Genomic DNA, 17,101 nt, shown 5'->3' with positions numbered 1-17,101 from the left:
CTGTAAGGAAATGGTTGCCACCTGATTATTGAAGATGGTAGGATATAAATGTATAGATTATTTTGAAAATGGTTTACCTCTTGCTTTTTGTTTAGTATGACCAAATTACATAAGAATATGAGCGAATGAAGGCAAGGGGAGAGACCGTGTAATAGCGGCACCGAAGGAGCAAATGGAATTCCATGAATCTCTCAGGTAAACAGACGCTTGCTGGACGCATCTCTGGAGAGCGCTTTCTTATTTGCAAAGCCACCCAAGAGGAAACGCCAACGCACACACAAATGCCGGCGGTAAACTTTCAGGTATCAGGACAGAGACTTCCCATATAAGGGAGGTTTCTGTCCTTTTTCATATGTTTGTCTACTAGTTATCAATACATTCAAATCTGAGTAGCTGAGAGAAGTTGTGCTCTAAAGTAAGAACATATAAACAGTATCATTAAATAAAGATGCAAGAGGATCTATATAATACAAACTTTTTAGGAGGATAAGGATGGGAGAATTAAAGCAGACTCCGCTTATCAGTGTGTACAAAGAATATGGTGGAAAAACAATTGATTTTGGCGGCTGGGAATTGCCTGTTCAATTTTCGGGCATTAAACAGGAGCATGAAGCAGTGCGTACAAAAGCAGGCCTCTTTGACGTATCACATATGGGGGAATTCACTGTTAGGGGAACTGGTTCTTTACCATTTCTGCAGCAGATGATGACAAATGATGTAAGTAAGCTAAAACCAGGGCGTGCGCAGTATACGGCTATGTGTTATGAAGATGGCGGAACAGTGGATGACTTAATTATTTATAAAAAAGATGAAGACGATTATTTATTAGTAGTGAATGCTTCTAATATAGATAAGGATTTTGAATGGCTGCAAAAATATGCTGGTGAAGATGTGGACCTGAGAAATATATCTGAAGAAATGGGGCAATTGGCCTTGCAAGGGCCGCTTGCTGCAGATATTTTACAGGGGCTTACAAAGGATGTTGACCTGGACAGTATCGGATTCTTTTCTTTTCGCGAAGATGTCATGATTAATGATATCCGTGTACTTGTTTCCAGAACAGGCTACACAGGTGAGGATGGTTTTGAATTATATTGTAAGAGCGATGATGTGGTCAATTTATGGAAAAACCTTTTAGCTTTTGGCACGGATAGGGGTCTAATTCCCTGTGGTCTCGGGGCAAGAGATACGCTTCGCTTTGAAGCGAAATTGCCTTTATATGGCCAAGAACTTTCTCCGTCAATTACACCAATTGAAGCAGGGATAGGTTTCGCTGTCAAAACGGATAAAGAACATTTTATTGGGTTGGAAGTATTAAAAGAACAGAAGGAAAATGGCGCGTCTCGGAAGCTTGTTGGCATTGAAATGATTAATCGCGGCATTCCCAGACATGGATATCCGGTTTTTGATAAAGATGAACTAATAGGTGAAGTGACTACGGGAACGCAATCTCCTACATTAAAGAAAAATATTGGCCTTATTTTGATCAAAGCTGAATTTGCAGTCCTTGATGAGGAAGTAGAGATAGAAATCAGAGGAAAAAGAGTGAAGGCGCAAATCGTCAATACCCCATTTTATAAACGTACTCAGGCAGGAGGAGTAAAAAAATGAAGCATCGTTACTTACCAATGACAGCCCAGGATGAGAATGAGATGTTAGACGCGATTGGTGTAGAATCAATTGATGATTTATTTTCTGATATCCCTGAAAAAGTAAGATTTAAAGGTGAATATAAGATAAAAAAGGCAAAGTCCGAAACATCTTTACTGAAGGAATTAACAGAGCTTGCTGAGAAAAATGCCAATCTTAAAACGAACAGTTCTTTTCTTGGTGCTGGAGTATATGACCATTACACGCCTATCATCGTTGATCATGTCATATCAAGATCAGAATTTTATACCGCTTATACACCGTATCAACCAGAGATTTCCCAGGGGGAATTGCAGGCTATTTTTGAATTTCAAACAATGATTTGTGAACTGACTGGAATGGATGTGGCGAACTCTTCCATGTATGATGGCGGTACTGCGTTGGCTGAAGCGGCTATGCTGTCAGCAGGCCATACACGCCGAAAGAAATTGCTCGTTTCAGAAGCGGTACATCCGGAATCACGAGCAGTGTTATCCACTTATGCAAAGGGCCAATATCTTGAACTTGAAGTTGTCCCTTGTAAAGATGGAATTACGGATACAGAACAGTTGGCGAGAATGATGACGGATGATACCGCTGGTTTTATCACACAATATCCAAATTTTTTCGGCCGAATTGAAAATTTATCTGAAATCGAAAATATTGTTCATGAGCACAAGGGAATGTTCATCGTTTCTAGTAATCCACTATCCCTTGGTGTCCTGAAACCACCCGGTGAATTCGGTGCAGATATTGTCGTAGGAGATGCTCAGCCATTCGGAATACCTGCTGCATTTGGCGGCCCGCATTGTGGATATTTTGCCGTCACGACCAAGCTAATGAGAAAGGTACCAGGACGTTTGGTAGGTCAAACACTCGATGAGGAAGGCAAGAGAGGGTTTGTACTAACCTTGCAGGCAAGGGAACAACATATTCGTCGAGACAAAGCAACCTCAAATATTTGCTCTAACCAAGCGTTAAATGCACTTGCGGCTTCTGTTGCAATGACAGCCTTAGGGAAGAGAGGTGTTCAGGAAATGGCGCTTCAAAATCTTCAAAAAGCACATTATGCAAAGGAACAATTGAAAGCAAAGGGACTTGATATAGCCTTTGAAGGACCATCATTTAATGAATTTGTCGTTATATTAAATGGTTCCGTGGCTTTAGCTAATAAAAAGCTCCTTGAGCAAGGGATTATTGGCGGGTATGACCTGGCCAGGGATTATCCTGCACTAACCAATCATATGCTTGTGGCTGTCACAGAAATGCGTACGAAAGAAGAGATTGATAGATTTGTTAGGGAATTGGGGGATTTTCATGAATAAGCACGATCAACCATTAATATTTGAACAGACAAAACAGGGTCGCATCGGCTATTCTTTACCTGAAATGGATGTTCCGAATGTAGCATTGACAGACCTTTTGCCTGGGGACTTTATTCGCACAGAGGAACCAAAGCTTCCAGAAGTATCGGAGTTGGATATTATGCGCCATTATACCGCACTTTCGAGAAGAAACCATGGTGTCGATTCCGGTTTTTATCCGCTTGGTTCCTGTACAATGAAGTACAATCCGAAAATAAATGAAAATGTTGCCAGGCTAAATGGATTTGCTCATGTTCATCCGCTCCAAGAAGAGGAAACAGTGCAGGGATCCTTAGAGTTAATGTTCGATTTGCAGCAAAGTTTGAAGGAAATTACAGGTATGGATGAAGTCACTCTGCAACCGGCAGCTGGTGCGCATGGAGAGTGGACGGGATTAATGCTCATTCGTGCTTACCATGAAGCCAAGGGGGATTTCAATCGTGTAAAAGTAATTGTTCCCGATTCTGCACATGGCACAAATCCTGCATCGGCAACAGTAGCAGGATTACAAACCATTACGGTGAAATCCGGTCCGGATGGATTGGTGGATCTGGAAGATTTGAAGAGGGTAGTAGGTCAGGATACAGCAGCCTTAATGCTTACAAATCCGAACACATTGGGACTTTTTGAAGAGCAAATAGTTGAAATGGCTGAAATTATTCATGGTGCCGGTGGTAAACTATATTATGATGGTGCCAATTTGAATGCTGTATTGTCAAAAGCTCGGCCGGGTGATATGGGCTTTGACGTTGTTCATCTTAATTTGCATAAGACATTTACTGGACCGCATGGCGGTGGCGGACCGGGGTCAGGACCAGTTGGAGTGAAAAAAGAGTTGATTCCGTTTTTACCTAAACCACTTATCGTAAAAGAAGAGAATGGTTACCGACTTGATTATAATCGCCCGCAATCAATCGGCAGGGTAAAACCGTACTATGGTAACTTTGGAATCAATGTCCGTGCCTATACGTATATTCGTTCAATGGGACCAGACGGATTAAAGGCTGTAACAGAGTATGCCGTTTTAAATGCCAACTATATGATGCGAAGATTGGCAGAGTACTATGATCTTCCATATGATAAGCACTGTAAGCATGAATTTGTAATCAGTGGTAAACGTCAGAAGAAGCTGGGTGTTCGAGCCCTTGATATTGCAAAGAGATTATTGGATTTTGGCTACCATCCACCTACCATCTATTTTCCTCTGAATGTGGAAGAATGCATGATGATCGAACCGACTGAAACAGAATCAAAAGAGACATTGGATGGCTTTATTGATGCCATGATCCAAATTGCCAAGGAAGCAGAGGAAAATCCAGAAATTGTCCAGGAAGCACCACATACTACTGTAATCAGTCGCTTAGACGAAGCATTGGCTGCACGTAAGCCTGTATTGAAATATCAAAATTGATAGAACATATTATGGAAGCAGCTATCATGAGATTGGGTAGCTGCTTTTTTGAAAAGAAGGAAAATTTGGTCAGGAATTGGAGGGTTTATAATCGAAAATATAAATTTGAGCCTTTCAACTGAAAGGCTAATGCTAAGAGAACTGATGATCAGTGATTGGGAAGATGTACATAAATACGCTTCGCATGATATCGTTTGCAGATACCAGCCCTGGGGACCGAATACGGAAGAGGAATCAAGAGATTTCGTGAGCCAAGTTATTGAAGATTCAATAAAGGTACCAAGAACAAGATTTGTTTTTGCGATTATATATAAAGAAAAGATGATTGGAGCCGGAGAGTTTAATAGTAGAGATTTTACTAATAAAGCGGGCGAAATCGGCTATATTGTTCATCCGGATTATTGGAGAAAAGGAATTGCTACCGAAGTCGCTACTCTGCTAATTAACTTTGGATTCACAGAACTGAAAATGCATCGAATATTTGCAACCTGCGACCCAAGAAACATAGCTTCATCAAAAGTGTTGGAGAAAGTTGGAATGAGCAGGGAAGGGCAAATTCGCGATGATTTGTTATTGAGAGATGGCTGGCGCGATTCACTGCTTTATAGTGTGTTGGAGCACGAGCGGTAAAAGTTTAAAGAAAAAGAGGCTTCTGGCTTCTGTTAAAACTAAAGACCATCTAAAAGAGTTAGAAGCATTTATCATACTCATTCTTTATCGATGATATATAAGGAACATAGCATTCTATAGGTATATAAGTGTATACTAATCATATATAATAAAATTTCAGAATATTTGTATAATTTCGATCCAGTCAATTTGCTGTGTATATAAAAGGATGCTGAAGGAGGGATAAAATGAAGGTGCTAACAAAATTAGTGCCCGAATCTCTTAGGGCGAAACTTGTTTTGTTTTTTATGACCATCCTTCTTTGGCTTGCTTTCTCTAATAGTATACTAATCTATTTATTTGTTAGCTATGTTCAGGAATACAATATGACTATGGAGACGATTACTTTAACAAATTCAATCAATGGTGGACTCATCCAAGAGCTGGACGGTGAAATTATTGATATCCTTTATGGAAAAGTTAGTTTTAATTCAGGTTCACAATACGAGCTTCTTGCCGATATGAACAAAAACCTGGATCAAATTGAAACAGCGGACAAGGAAGGGATATTTAGTGAAAAAATATTGGATGTTCGTGAGACTCTGACTACTACAAAAGAATATGTCGATAAACTGGGCGAAGATATTAAATATAATCAACCAGCTGAGGCGCGATATATAACCTACGAATATATTACAATTGCATCTGGTCTTGTTGCCGATCAAGTACGGATGTTGTTACAAGAGACACTGAACTACAGCGAGCAATCAAAAAAAGAAATTAAGGAACATATAAAGAGGGATGTTACCATTTTTGGAGTTGTTTTTATCTTTGTAATCTTTTTTTCTTATTTATTTGCCTGGTACATATCTGGAAATATAGTGAAACCTATTCATCTTTTACGAAATACTACCAATGAAATTGCAAAAGGAAACTTTCAAATTGGGAATATAGAAATCAATGCCAAGGGTGAAATAGGTGATATATATCGTTTTTCTAATCAAATCATTCATAATTTAAAAGAAATCATCTTCAATGTTAGAGAAACAGTTGATTCTGTTTCACTGTCCTCACAGGATCTTCTAAAAAGGATTCACCTAAATCGGGCTGCTGCCAAAAAGGTGGCAAATGAAATTCAGTCAGTATCGGGTGCCCTTCATAAACAAAAAAATATGGTTAAACAAACTGCTTTTTATCTAAAGGATATTGTAGCTCAGATTCATTCCATTGTTTATGAGGGTGAAATTGTGCATTCCCTTGCCAATGAATCATTGGATTTTATCAACAAAGGAACCCTTGAAATTTCTATGATTAAAGATTTAATGAATAAAACATTTTCATTAGTGGAAGAAGCAGTAAACGAAGTCCAATCATTATCAAATGCATGTGCCAAAATGGACAGCAATAATAGGACCATACATCAGCTCATCAATCAAACAGATGAAATTATACATCAATTTACTTCAAGTCGAGAATACGATACAGGAACTGATTTAAGTAAGCTAACCCACCACATGAACTCCCTCCTGCAAACCATGCATTTATTTTATAAACAAACAGAAGAAGAATATATATTTGTAAACTATAAAATGAAAACCATTTCAAATCAAATGATGACAATTAAAAATAAAATGGACGATGACTATCAGATCCTGAAGGTTCAAAAATTACTTAATTCCATAAATGCCAATGCATTTGATGTTCAAGTAAAATATTCATCTTTGGTTGAAAATATGCGGGATCTAGCCAGCCGAATGGACACCTCTAAAAAAAGCCTTAATGAAATCGAGCTTTTCTCCGAAAGAATTAATTCGAATATCATGAACGTTGCAACAATGGAACAGTTAATTTCATTGGAGGATGTATCGGAATCGAGTATAAAGCTAGTAGAACAGTTTAAAACACTGGAAAAAATGATTGAAAAGTTTAAAGTGTAACCAGCTATCAAAACTAAATGAAACCCGAAAATGGGTGGTGTCCGTATGAAAGCAAGAAAAAGATTTAATTCAAGTTTTCAGTTTAAATTGCTAGTAGTTTACCTTGTCTTTACAGTAGTAACATTGTTATTTGCAGCTAGCATTATCTATATCGCAACATATAACATGGCTTATAAGAAATCACAAGCTATAGCTTCGCTCCAAGCAAAACAAATCACTGACGATATTGACCGCTTGATTAATGATTTAGACAAGTTTTCTGATCTAAGAGATATGCCCAGTGTCATGACGTTTTTACAAAGTGAGGATGGCTATGAAAAAGAGGCAAACGACATTCTTAATAGATATACATTTTTTCGCGAAACACATCCTTTAGGAACGAGTATTCTAGACTTCAGTATTTACGGTATGGATGGTAAAGTCTTAAATGAATTTAGGGGAATTTATAAATTAAAATCTCCTCCTATTGAAAATTGGTCATTTACGTCAAAAAACAATCATTTCATTTCACCTGTTGTTGAAAATGGGTTCCCAGCTATTTTATTCATTGAGCCCATTCATGATCCGATATCAAACACCGTAAGAGGCTATTTGAAAATAGTTATGGATGCATCTCCCATTCTGACCATTCTTTCAAGAGAGGTGGCCGAGGGGTATGGATCCTTTCATATCGAATCAAGTAAAAGCAATGAAATGCTATTGCCACTTAAATTATTAGCGGAAAAGCCGACAACAATAGATTGGAATAATCATGGAAACGAGAATTCAGGCACTATTCTAAAGAAGGATTCTTTCATCGTCTATGAAACTTCAAAATACAATAACGATTGGAAAGTCGTAGGTGTGGCCCCCGCAAATAAAATTCTTGAAGATGCATATTACAGTAGGAATTTCACTATTGCAGGCTTAATTTTGGTTCATATTTTATCATTCATCCTTTACTTCTTCTACATAAATAAGAGAATTACACCTATTCGTATATTAAAGGAAAAGATGCAACAAGCTTCAGAAGGTAATGTGAATGTTCATATATCGGATACCAAAGGTAACCCGGATGAAATCTCGCAACTCATCGAAGATTCCAATAAATTGATTGGCCGAATCAAAATACTTTCGAATGAAAGGAATCTGGAGAATAGGCTCCTTCGCATGGCAGAATTCCGGACAATGCAGGAACAAATCAATCCGCATTTTTTATACAACACGCTTGAAACAATCATCTGGATGTCTGAAGCAAAGAAACATGAACAGGTCATTGATGTAACCAAGGCAATGGCACAGTTCTTTCGTATTTCGTTAAGCAAAGGAAAAGATTTGATTACGATCCATGAAGAAATGGAACATATTAAAAACTATTTGTTTATTCAAAAGGTCAGATATGAGGATATACTTGATTTTACTTTTCACATCAATAAAGAAATCCTCGATTGTAAAATATTAAAGCTATCTTTGCAGCCACTGGTGGAAAATGCGATCTATCATGGGATAAAAAATAAACGTGGTAAAGGGTTTCTGTTGATAAAAGGAGACATCAATGCGGAAGGCAATATCATTATAGAAATTATTGATAATGGAATTGGAATGAGTGGAGACAGACTTGAAGAGCTTCGGCTGCAAATGGCTAAAGATAAACCAATAAACGGTGCAAATGGGATTGGCTTATTAAATGTTCATCAAAGGATCCGTACTTTCTATGGAGAAGCTTTCGGATTAAGTATGACAAGCTGGCAAGGTTCAGGTACACGTGTTTGTTTAACAATCCCGCAAATGAGAGGAGATTCTGCACATGAAGAAAGTGTTTCTGGTAGATGACGAAAAGATGATCCGGGAAGGGGTTTGTAATAGTATTGATTGGGAGGGAAATGGGTTTTCCTATTCTGGAGATGCCTGTGATGGGGAAATGGCGCTTCCTTTGATTGAAAGAGAAAAACCCGATATTGTCATTACAGACATTCAAATGCCTTTTATGAATGGTCTTGAACTAAGTGGTATCATTAGGAAAAAAATGCCGTGGATTAAGATTATTATTTTAAGCGGATATGATGAATTTGAATACGCAAGACAGGCATTAAGCCTCCAAATTTCTGAATACTGTTTGAAACCAGTTGGGTCGCGAGATCTGCTGGAAATTCTGAAAAAAGTATCTGATCAAATTGATAAGGAAAAAAGCCAAATAAATTCCAAGCAGTATCAATTCATAGACAAGCCAAAATTAAAAGAAGTATTTATGTTTAAGTTATGCAAAGGGGTATACTCTAAAGCTGAGGCAATGGAAAAAGCTGAAGAACTTGGGATCGATATCATTTCAAACTATTACCAAATTCTTGTTGTGGATTCAGACAAGGCAGAAGATTTACAGTTCATTGGTATGGATGGAAAGATTGATTGTTTTGTTATCAAAAAGGATGCAAAAGAAAAAATCTTTTTCTTAAAGGGAGATTCGAGGGAAGAGCTGGAGAAAGAATCAGTCGAGATAAGCTATATACTAAAAAAAGAACCAGATTCTCTTACATTTGGGTTTGGCCTGATAAAAGATCGAATTGAAGATATTTATGACTCATTGAGGGAAGCGTCTAAAGAAAAAGATTTATTAATAAGAATCGGACAAAAATATCAGGTTGAAAACTCGGAGTTGGATTTAAACGGAAATAAAGAAGTCCATCATTTTAATCGTAAAGAATTAATCGATTTTATCAAAAATGGGGAAGAGGAAAAAATGACCGAGTTTTGTGAATGTTACTCTGGTTACCTTAAAAGAGAAGAATATCAGCGTAGGCCATTCTATACCTACTATTTTCTGATGGACTTTACCATCACGATTACACATTATATGAAAGAACTCGAAGGTGACACATTGAGTACACTTCAGGAAATGAGACAATTAGAGTTAAAAACAAGTTTGATCACTGATCACTATGAAATCCTGGCATACATGGTCGATATGCTGAACATTGTGTTCCAGTTCCGCAACGAGTCAAAAAATAATTCCAGTCAATTAATCCATAATGTAAAGAACTATATCAATCAGAACTATCATAATACCGATTTATCATTAACATCAATTGCCCGTGCAGTAAGCATAAGCCCGGCCTATCTAAGCCATTTGTTTAGTAAAGCAAATGGGCATACAATCATTGAATATATAACAACCACCCGTATTGAGCGGGCGAAAGAATTACTCAGGACAACAATTCAAAAGACATACGAAATTGCTTACTTGGTAGGATACAATGATTCTCAATATTTCTGCCATACTTTTAAAAAGGCAACAGGTATGACGACCAGAGAATATAGGCAGAGAAATAAACGACAGAAACAAGCTTTATGATTACTAGGCTACTAAATAAAGAACATTTAATACTAGGCTTATAAACCAGTACTAAATGTCCTTTTTTTGTTGGTTGTAGGCTGTATTTTATTTTGTGTTGAAGGAGTGGGTTCGACAAGGGTTAGCCTCTTCATGCGTAAATCATGTTCTAATAGTGAAGCAATCATGAAAGATTAATAGAAATGATGCAGGATTAGAAATATTCTAAAAAATCTCCAATGTTTTCGAAAGATTCTCCATTTTCATATTTGTGAAAGCGCTTTATAATTTGATTGAATCAATAATTATATGAATTACAGAAGGGGGTTTATAGGGAATGTCCAATTCTTACAAGTCTAAGCTGGTATTGGTTATGATGCTGATATTCACGCTTGTATTGTCAGCATGTGGGGGAAAAGAAGAAGGTGCAGGTGGAGGAGCTTCTGGAGGAAAAGATGATAAGCTGGTTATCGGTTTTTCACAAGTTGGTGCAGAAAGTGAATGGAGGACCGCAAATACAGAGTCGATGAAAACAGCGATCACGGATGCCGGCCATCAGCTGAAATTCTCTGACGCTCAGCAAAAACAAGAAAACCAAATTAAAGCAATCCGTTCCTTCATTACCCAGAAAGTGGATGCAATCGTATTCTCTCCGGTTGTGGAAACAGGTTTTGAAACTGTTTTAAAAGAGGCAAAAGAAGCAGGAATTCCAGTATTCCTTGCTGACCGTTCCGTTGATATTGAAGATGATTCACTTTGGGCAACTTTCCTTGGTTCAGACTTTATAGAGGAAGGAAGGAAAGCAGGTAACTGGTTAGTTGAAGAATATACTGACGAAAAAGGGCCGGTCAATATCGTTGAGTTACAGGGTACTGTAGGGTCAGCGCCAGCAAATGACCGTAAAAAAGGATTTGAAGAAGTAATATCCAAGCATCCGGATAAATTTAAAATCATTAAATCACAAACAGGTGACTTTACCAGGGCTAAAGGTAAAGAGGTCATGGAAGCATTTTTGAAGTCAGATGGAAAGAATATCGACCTTCTATACTCCCATAACGATGACATGGCAATTGGTGCCATTCAGGCAATTGAAGAGTATGGACTAAAGCCGGGAGAAGATATCAAGATTATTGGTGTCGACGCAGTTAAAGGTGCTTTTGAAGCGATGTCTGATGGGAAAATGAACGTTACAATCGAATGTAACCCACTATTTGGACCGCAAATGGTTGAACTTATTGAAAAACACCTTGCTGGTGAAGAAATACCGAAACGAGTAGCAGTTGAAGAAAGCATGTACACAATGGATCAAGCAGAAGAGCTTCTGCCATCTCGGAAATATTAAATGGATATTTGAAAATGAGCCACTCTAAGTTGACCACTGTAAAGCCGAGCAGGAGCAAGCTTTGTAACAGAAAGTACGAAACTAGAGTGGCTTTACCACTATTAGGAAGAGTTGAGGGAGGGAACATTATGGCCAGTCAAACTCCAAGACTCATTATGGAAGGGATAGATAAAGAGTTTCCTGGTGTAAAAGCCTTATCCAATGTTCATTTGCGGCTTTTCCCTGGAGAAGTACATGCGCTTATGGGAGAAAATGGTGCGGGAAAGTCTACCCTGATTAAGGTTTTAACAGGAGTTTATTCTATCGATCGTGGAACAGTCACATATGAAGGTAAGAAAATCCATATTACGAGCACAATCGAAGCACAGGAAAAAGGTATCAGTACGGTTTATCAGGAAGTGAATCTTTGTACCAACCTGTCAGTGACAGAGAATATTTTTATTGGCAGGGAATTGAAAAAAAGAGGCATGATTGACTGGAAGGATATGCATAACCGTGCAAAAGATTTGCTATCGGGTTTTGGTATCAACATTGATGTAAAGAGACTATTAGGTTCGTACTCAATCGCCATTCAGCAAATGGTTGCGATTGCCCGTGCAATTAATGTATCTGCGAAGATTTTAATTCTTGATGAACCAACATCCAGTCTGGATAGGGATGAAGTAAAGCAATTATTTGCAGTCATACGTAAGTTGAAGTCTGAAGGAATGTCCATCGTTTTTGTAAGCCACTTCTTGGATCAAATCTATGAAATTACCGACAGGCTGACTGTTCTTAGAAATGGTAGGTGGATTGGTGAGTACATGACCAAGGAACTTCCCCGATTTGAGCTTGTCTCCAAAATGCTGGGTAAAGAAATAAATGAAATGGAATTGATTGAAAAAGACAAAGACAAGAACCAGGAAAAAGGAGAACTATTACTCAAGGCGGAAGATGTATACAAAAAGGGGAGTATTGAACCATTCAACCTTGATATCCATAAAGGAGAAATCGTTGGACTTGCAGGGCTTCTCGGTTCTGGAAGAACTGAGATGGCCAGACTTCTTTTTGGGGCGGATAAGGCAGACAAAGGAACAATCAATATACGGGGTAAAAAAGTATCACTTAACAGCCCTAAGCATGCCATCTTGCAAAAAATTGCATTCTGTTCGGAAAATCGAAAAGCGGAAGGCGTCATTCCTGAGCTGACAATCCGGGAGAACATGATTTTGGCCATCCAAGGTGTTTACGGCTGGTTCAAGTTTATATCCAAAAAGAAACAAGTTGAGATTGCCGATGAGTATATTAAGTTGTTAAATATTAATCCGGCTAACCCTGAGCAATTAATCAAATATTTAAGCGGTGGCAACCAGCAAAAAGTTATGCTTGCAAGGTGGCTGATTACCCAGCCCGACTTGTTGATTTTGGATGAACCAACCCGTGGAATCGATATCGGGGCAAAGGCGGAAATCATGAAATTGATGAACAACCTAAGCAAAGATGGCATGTCCATACTCTTTGTCTCTACAGAACTTGAAGAAATCTTGCGAACTTGTAATAGAATCGCTGTTTTGAGAGACCGGCAAAAGGTGAATGAATTGGATAATAGCAGTGATATTACCCAACAAGACATCATGAGACAAATGGCCGGGGGGGTATAACATGTTACAAACAATGATGAAATCCAAACTTTTCTGGCCATTTTTTATGTTGTTGGTCATTTTATTGATAAACTTGTTTTTTGATCAGAGTTTTTTTCAAATTGAGATGAAAAATGGAAAGCTGACTGGCAGTTTGGTCGATATCCTAAATCGTGGTGCACCACTCATTCTTGTATCAATAGGAATGACGCTCGTCATTGCAACGAAAGGCATCGATCTTGGTGTCGGTTCTGTTATCGCAATGGCTGGAGCTATTGGAGCGATGACTGTTGCAGATGCTGATAGCGGAAATCTTACTCCACTATTTTCGGCTATTATTCTAGCAATTTTTGTAGGCATGCTGGCTGGTGTTTGGAATGGAATATTGGTTTCCAGAATTGGTGTGCAGCCTATAGTTGCAACACTCATCCTGATGGTTGCGGGGCGAGGGGTTGCTCAAATGATTACAGAAGGGCAGATTACGACCGTATACTATGATCCATATAAATTTATCGGCGGAGGATACGTTTTTGCCATTCCATTTTCAATTATCATTGTTGCAGTGATTCTCTTTATTGCTATCTTCCTTACTAGAAAAACGGCCATTGGGTTGTTTATTGAATCGGTGGGTTCAAATCCCAATGCCAGTCGTCTTGCAGGAATCAATTCAAAGAATATTATTTTGATGGTTTATATGTTCTCCGGGCTATGTGCTGGGATCGGCGGCCTTATCCTCAGTTCCAACGTGGCGAGTGCTGATGGAAACAATGCTGGGTTGTGGTTAGAGTTAGATGCGATTCTGGCCGTTGTCATTGGAGGTACCTCATTGATGGGCGGCAGATTTTATTTTATTGGTACAATCATTGGAGCATTGATTATCCAAAGTTTAACAACAACGATTTATTCAATTGGAATTCCGCCAGAAACCAACTTGATTGTAAAAGCTATCGTTGTACTCATTGTCTGCTTGCTTCAATCACCTGAGTTCAGGCAAAAGGTATTTGGTAGAGCAAAGAGAAAGAAAATTGATGTAAGCGACAAACAAAGTAAGGGAGTGACCATTCAATGAAGATGTTATCGATGGATTATAAACAGCTCCCACTCGTAGCAACGATAGCACTGTTCATTGGCATGCTAGCATTTGGAGCAATGAGATATACAGGTTTTCTTTCTCTCCAAGTATTTTACAATTTATTAATTGACAATTCTTTTTTAATAATCGTCGCAGTGGGTATGACCTTCGTCATACTGTCGGGTGGTATTGACCTTTCCATAGGATCTGTCATTGCCTTGACCAGTATGGTAGCAGCAAGCTTAACAATGAATGCCAATATATCCCCTTGGTTGGTTGTTCTGGTCAGTTTACTAATAGGGACAGTCTTTGGTTTTGTCCAAGGTTGTTTAATTCATTACTACAACTTGCAGCCATTTATTGTAACGCTCGCAGGGATGTTCATAGCAAGGGGGGCCAGCTATTTAATCAGTGTTGAGTCGATTTCAGTTAGTAGCCCGTTCTTTAATTATATGGCCACAACCCAAATTCCTATGGGGGGAGGCAATTTCATTTCCCTCAGTGTAGTCATTGCCTTCGTTGTTGTACTGGCAGCAATTTATATCAGTCTATTTACAAAGTTCGGCCGGAATATATACGCATTGGGAGGCAGTGAACAATCGGCGTTGCTAATGGGGCTTCCTGTGGCAAAAACAAAAATTCTGATTTATACATTGAGCGGCTTTTGCGCCTCCTTATCGGGTTTAGTATTTACCTTTTATATGCTTTCTGGTTATGCACTCCATGCAAATGGTTTAGAGTTGGATGCGATTGCAGCTGTTGTGATTGGAGGTACCTTATTAACGGGTGGAGTAGGATATGTAGCGGGGAGTGTCGTCGGTGTGTTGATTTTAGGAACAATCCAAACGCTGATTGTTTTTGAAGGAACATTAAGCTCTTGGTGGACAAGGATTGCGATAGGTGTATTGCTATTCTTTTTCATTGTATTGCAGCGTTTAATCGTTATACGCAGTAAAACAAATCAGCAATCAATTTCTTGACCCTTGCTGAAAAGAGGTGGTGTGCCCCCCTGGTAACCCTCCAACACAGGGCAGGGACATGCTAGATAGATCCCCGAAAACGACAAGAAAAATCATAGATGCACCGTTCTTGATGTTCGAAGCTTCAATGATAACTAAGATAAAGAAAGTTAGCGATATACAAAATATCTTCTTTATATTTAAAGGAGAAGATGAAGAGGTGAAAATAAAGGCCCTTTTAAACTAATCGGGGGGCCTCTTTTTGCTGACATCGAAAAATGAATACCAATCAAATTTCAATTATTTCATGCCAATCAGGTATAATGGATAATAGAATCTCTCAAAGATAGAGAATGAACTAAGTAACCGAAAAAGAGGAACATACATGACTGAACAAAGCTTCAAGAATTTTAACATAAGTCCCGAGATTGTACGGGCATTAACTGGAATGAATTATCAACAACCGACAGAGGTACAGCAGAAAGTAATTCCAAGTGCGCTGGAAAATCGGGATCTTATCGTTAAGGCACAAACAGGCAGTGGAAAAACAGCTGCGTATGGAATACCAATTTGCCATCATGTAGAGTGGATTGAAAATAAACCCCAGGCACTTATATTAACACCGACCAGAGAATTAGCTGCACAGGTGAAGGAAGACTTGACGAATATTGGCCGGTTTAAGCGTATAAAAGCAACTGCTGTTTATGGAAAGCAACCATTTTCCAAGCAGAAGCTGGAACTTAAGCAAAAAAACCATATTGTCGTAGGAACGCCTGGAAGAGTGTTGGACCATATCCAAAAAGGCACGTTAAAGATAGATGAGCTACGTTATTTGGTGATTGATGAAGCAGATGAGATGTTAAATATGGGTTTTATTGATCAGGTTGAAGCGATAATAAATGAATTGCCAAAAAAACGCACCAGCATGCTTTTTTCGGCAACATTACCAGAGGATATTCAAAATCTATCCCATAAATATATGAATGAACCATCTATTATTGAAATTAATAAAAAAGAATTAACAACGGATTTAATTGATCACTTTTATTATAAGGTGAATCATGAAAATAAAATGCAACTGCTGAAGAAAGTGACAACTATAGCAAATGCGGATAGCTGTATCATCTTTTGCCGTACCCACGAGCAGGTGGATCAACTGTTTGATCAATTGGTTAAATGGGATTATTCTTGCGGTAAGATTCATGGCGGAATGGATCAGGATGACCGTTTCGATGTAATGAACGATTTTAAAAGAGGCGAGTTCCGCTATTTGATAGCAACCGACGTGGCTGCCCGTGGAATTGATATTGACAATATTACGCATGTGATTAATTATGATTTTCCAGTAGAAAAGGAAGCCTATGTCCATAGGACGGGAAGAACGGGCCGTGCCGGTCATAAAGGGGTGGCCATTTCTTTAGTAAGCTCAAGAGATGAAGAGTTGCTGAGGGAGACAGAAGAGTATATTGGTTTTCCTTTACAGCCAAAAGAGACACCAACGGATGCAGATGCAGACAAGTGTAAGCGGGCTTTCGAATTAAAAATGTTTGCAACAGCGATTAAAAAAGATAAAACGGCCGCATTAAATAATGAAATTATGAAGCTGTTCTTTAATGGGGGCAAGAAAAAGAAATTGAGAGCAGTAGATTTTGTTGGAACGATCGCTAAAATTGATGATGTTTCAGCTGCAGACATTGGGATTATCACGATTCAAGACCAGGCTACATTTGTTGAAATTCTGAATGGAAAAGGGCCCGTGGTGTTACAGGCCATGAAGGATAAAACGATTAAAGGGAAGAAATTAAAAGTATATGAGGCATTTGAATAATAACTGATATGACTCGACTATATA

Annotated in this window: 12 protein-coding genes and 2 riboswitches; all 12 genes read left to right on the top strand. The window is 38.5% G+C overall.

Going from position 1 to position 17,101, the window contains the following annotated elements; genetic code table 11:
- Positions 1-125: 125 nt before the first annotated feature.
- Positions 126-217, top strand: a riboswitch (glycine riboswitch).
- Between the two features lie 2 nt (positions 218-219).
- A riboswitch (glycine riboswitch) is annotated at positions 220-317 on the top strand.
- Positions 318-492: 175 nt separating this feature from the next.
- The 12 genes from gcvT (at position 493) to AC4G3L_RS04675 (ending at position 17,077) form a co-directional block, all read left to right on the top strand.
- The gene (gcvT, locus tag AC4G3L_RS04730; RefSeq protein ID WP_491075815.1) at positions 493-1,611 is read left to right on the top strand and encodes a glycine cleavage system aminomethyltransferase GcvT; all 1,119 of its coding nucleotides are present in this window, start codon (positions 493-495) and stop codon (positions 1,609-1,611) included.
- Positions 1,608-2,954: an aminomethyl-transferring glycine dehydrogenase subunit GcvPA gene (gcvPA, locus tag AC4G3L_RS04725; RefSeq protein WP_491075814.1), complete on the top strand. Its 1,347-nt coding sequence runs from the start codon at positions 1,608-1,610 to the stop codon at positions 2,952-2,954. Before gcvT ends, gcvPA begins: the two co-directional genes overlap by 4 nt.
- Positions 2,947-4,404: an aminomethyl-transferring glycine dehydrogenase subunit GcvPB gene (gcvPB, locus tag AC4G3L_RS04720; RefSeq protein WP_491075813.1), complete on the top strand. Its 1,458-nt coding sequence runs from the start codon at positions 2,947-2,949 to the stop codon at positions 4,402-4,404. Before gcvPA ends, gcvPB begins: the two co-directional genes overlap by 8 nt.
- A gap of 129 nt (positions 4,405-4,533) precedes the next feature.
- Positions 4,534-5,034: a GNAT family N-acetyltransferase gene (locus tag AC4G3L_RS04715; protein WP_491076239.1), complete on the top strand. Its 501-nt coding sequence runs from the start codon at positions 4,534-4,536 to the stop codon at positions 5,032-5,034.
- A gap of 227 nt (positions 5,035-5,261) precedes the next feature.
- Entirely contained in the window at positions 5,262-6,950 is a 1,689-nt protein-coding gene (locus AC4G3L_RS04710; protein WP_491075812.1) for a methyl-accepting chemotaxis protein, read from the top strand.
- 45 nt (positions 6,951-6,995) lie between these two features.
- Positions 6,996-8,762: a sensor histidine kinase gene (locus AC4G3L_RS04705; protein WP_491075811.1), complete on the top strand. Its 1,767-nt coding sequence runs from the start codon at positions 6,996-6,998 to the stop codon at positions 8,760-8,762.
- Complete coding sequence (locus AC4G3L_RS04700) at positions 8,737-10,278, top strand: response regulator transcription factor (RefSeq protein WP_491075810.1); 1,542 nt, start codon at positions 8,737-8,739, stop codon at positions 10,276-10,278. Before AC4G3L_RS04705 ends, AC4G3L_RS04700 begins: the two co-directional genes overlap by 26 nt.
- 316 nt (positions 10,279-10,594) lie before the next feature.
- Complete coding sequence (locus tag AC4G3L_RS04695; RefSeq protein ID WP_491075809.1) at positions 10,595-11,599, top strand: ABC transporter substrate-binding protein; 1,005 nt, start codon at positions 10,595-10,597, stop codon at positions 11,597-11,599.
- A gap of 128 nt (positions 11,600-11,727) precedes the next feature.
- Positions 11,728-13,239 (top strand): sugar ABC transporter ATP-binding protein, encoded by a 1,512-nt coding sequence (locus AC4G3L_RS04690; RefSeq protein WP_491075808.1) that lies wholly within the window; start codon positions 11,728-11,730, stop codon positions 13,237-13,239.
- Position 13,240: 1 nt separating this feature from the next.
- Complete coding sequence (locus tag AC4G3L_RS04685; RefSeq protein WP_491075807.1) at positions 13,241-14,287, top strand: ABC transporter permease; 1,047 nt, start codon at positions 13,241-13,243, stop codon at positions 14,285-14,287.
- Positions 14,284-15,270 carry a galactofuranose ABC transporter, permease protein YjfF gene (gene yjfF, locus AC4G3L_RS04680; protein WP_491075806.1) on the top strand — a complete coding sequence of 329 codons (987 nt, stop codon included), beginning with the start codon at positions 14,284-14,286 and terminating at the stop codon, positions 15,268-15,270. Before AC4G3L_RS04685 ends, yjfF begins: the two co-directional genes overlap by 4 nt.
- Positions 15,271-15,634: 364 nt before the next feature.
- Complete coding sequence (locus tag AC4G3L_RS04675; RefSeq protein WP_491075805.1) at positions 15,635-17,077, top strand: DEAD/DEAH box helicase; 1,443 nt, start codon at positions 15,635-15,637, stop codon at positions 17,075-17,077.
- The last annotated feature ends 24 nt before the right edge of the window (positions 17,078-17,101 follow it).

It is taken from the genome of Bacillus sp. z33 (genome assembly GCF_058313615.1).
The sequence above is the reverse complement of the archived record's forward strand: the minus strand, read 5'-3'. Positions and strand labels throughout refer to the sequence as shown.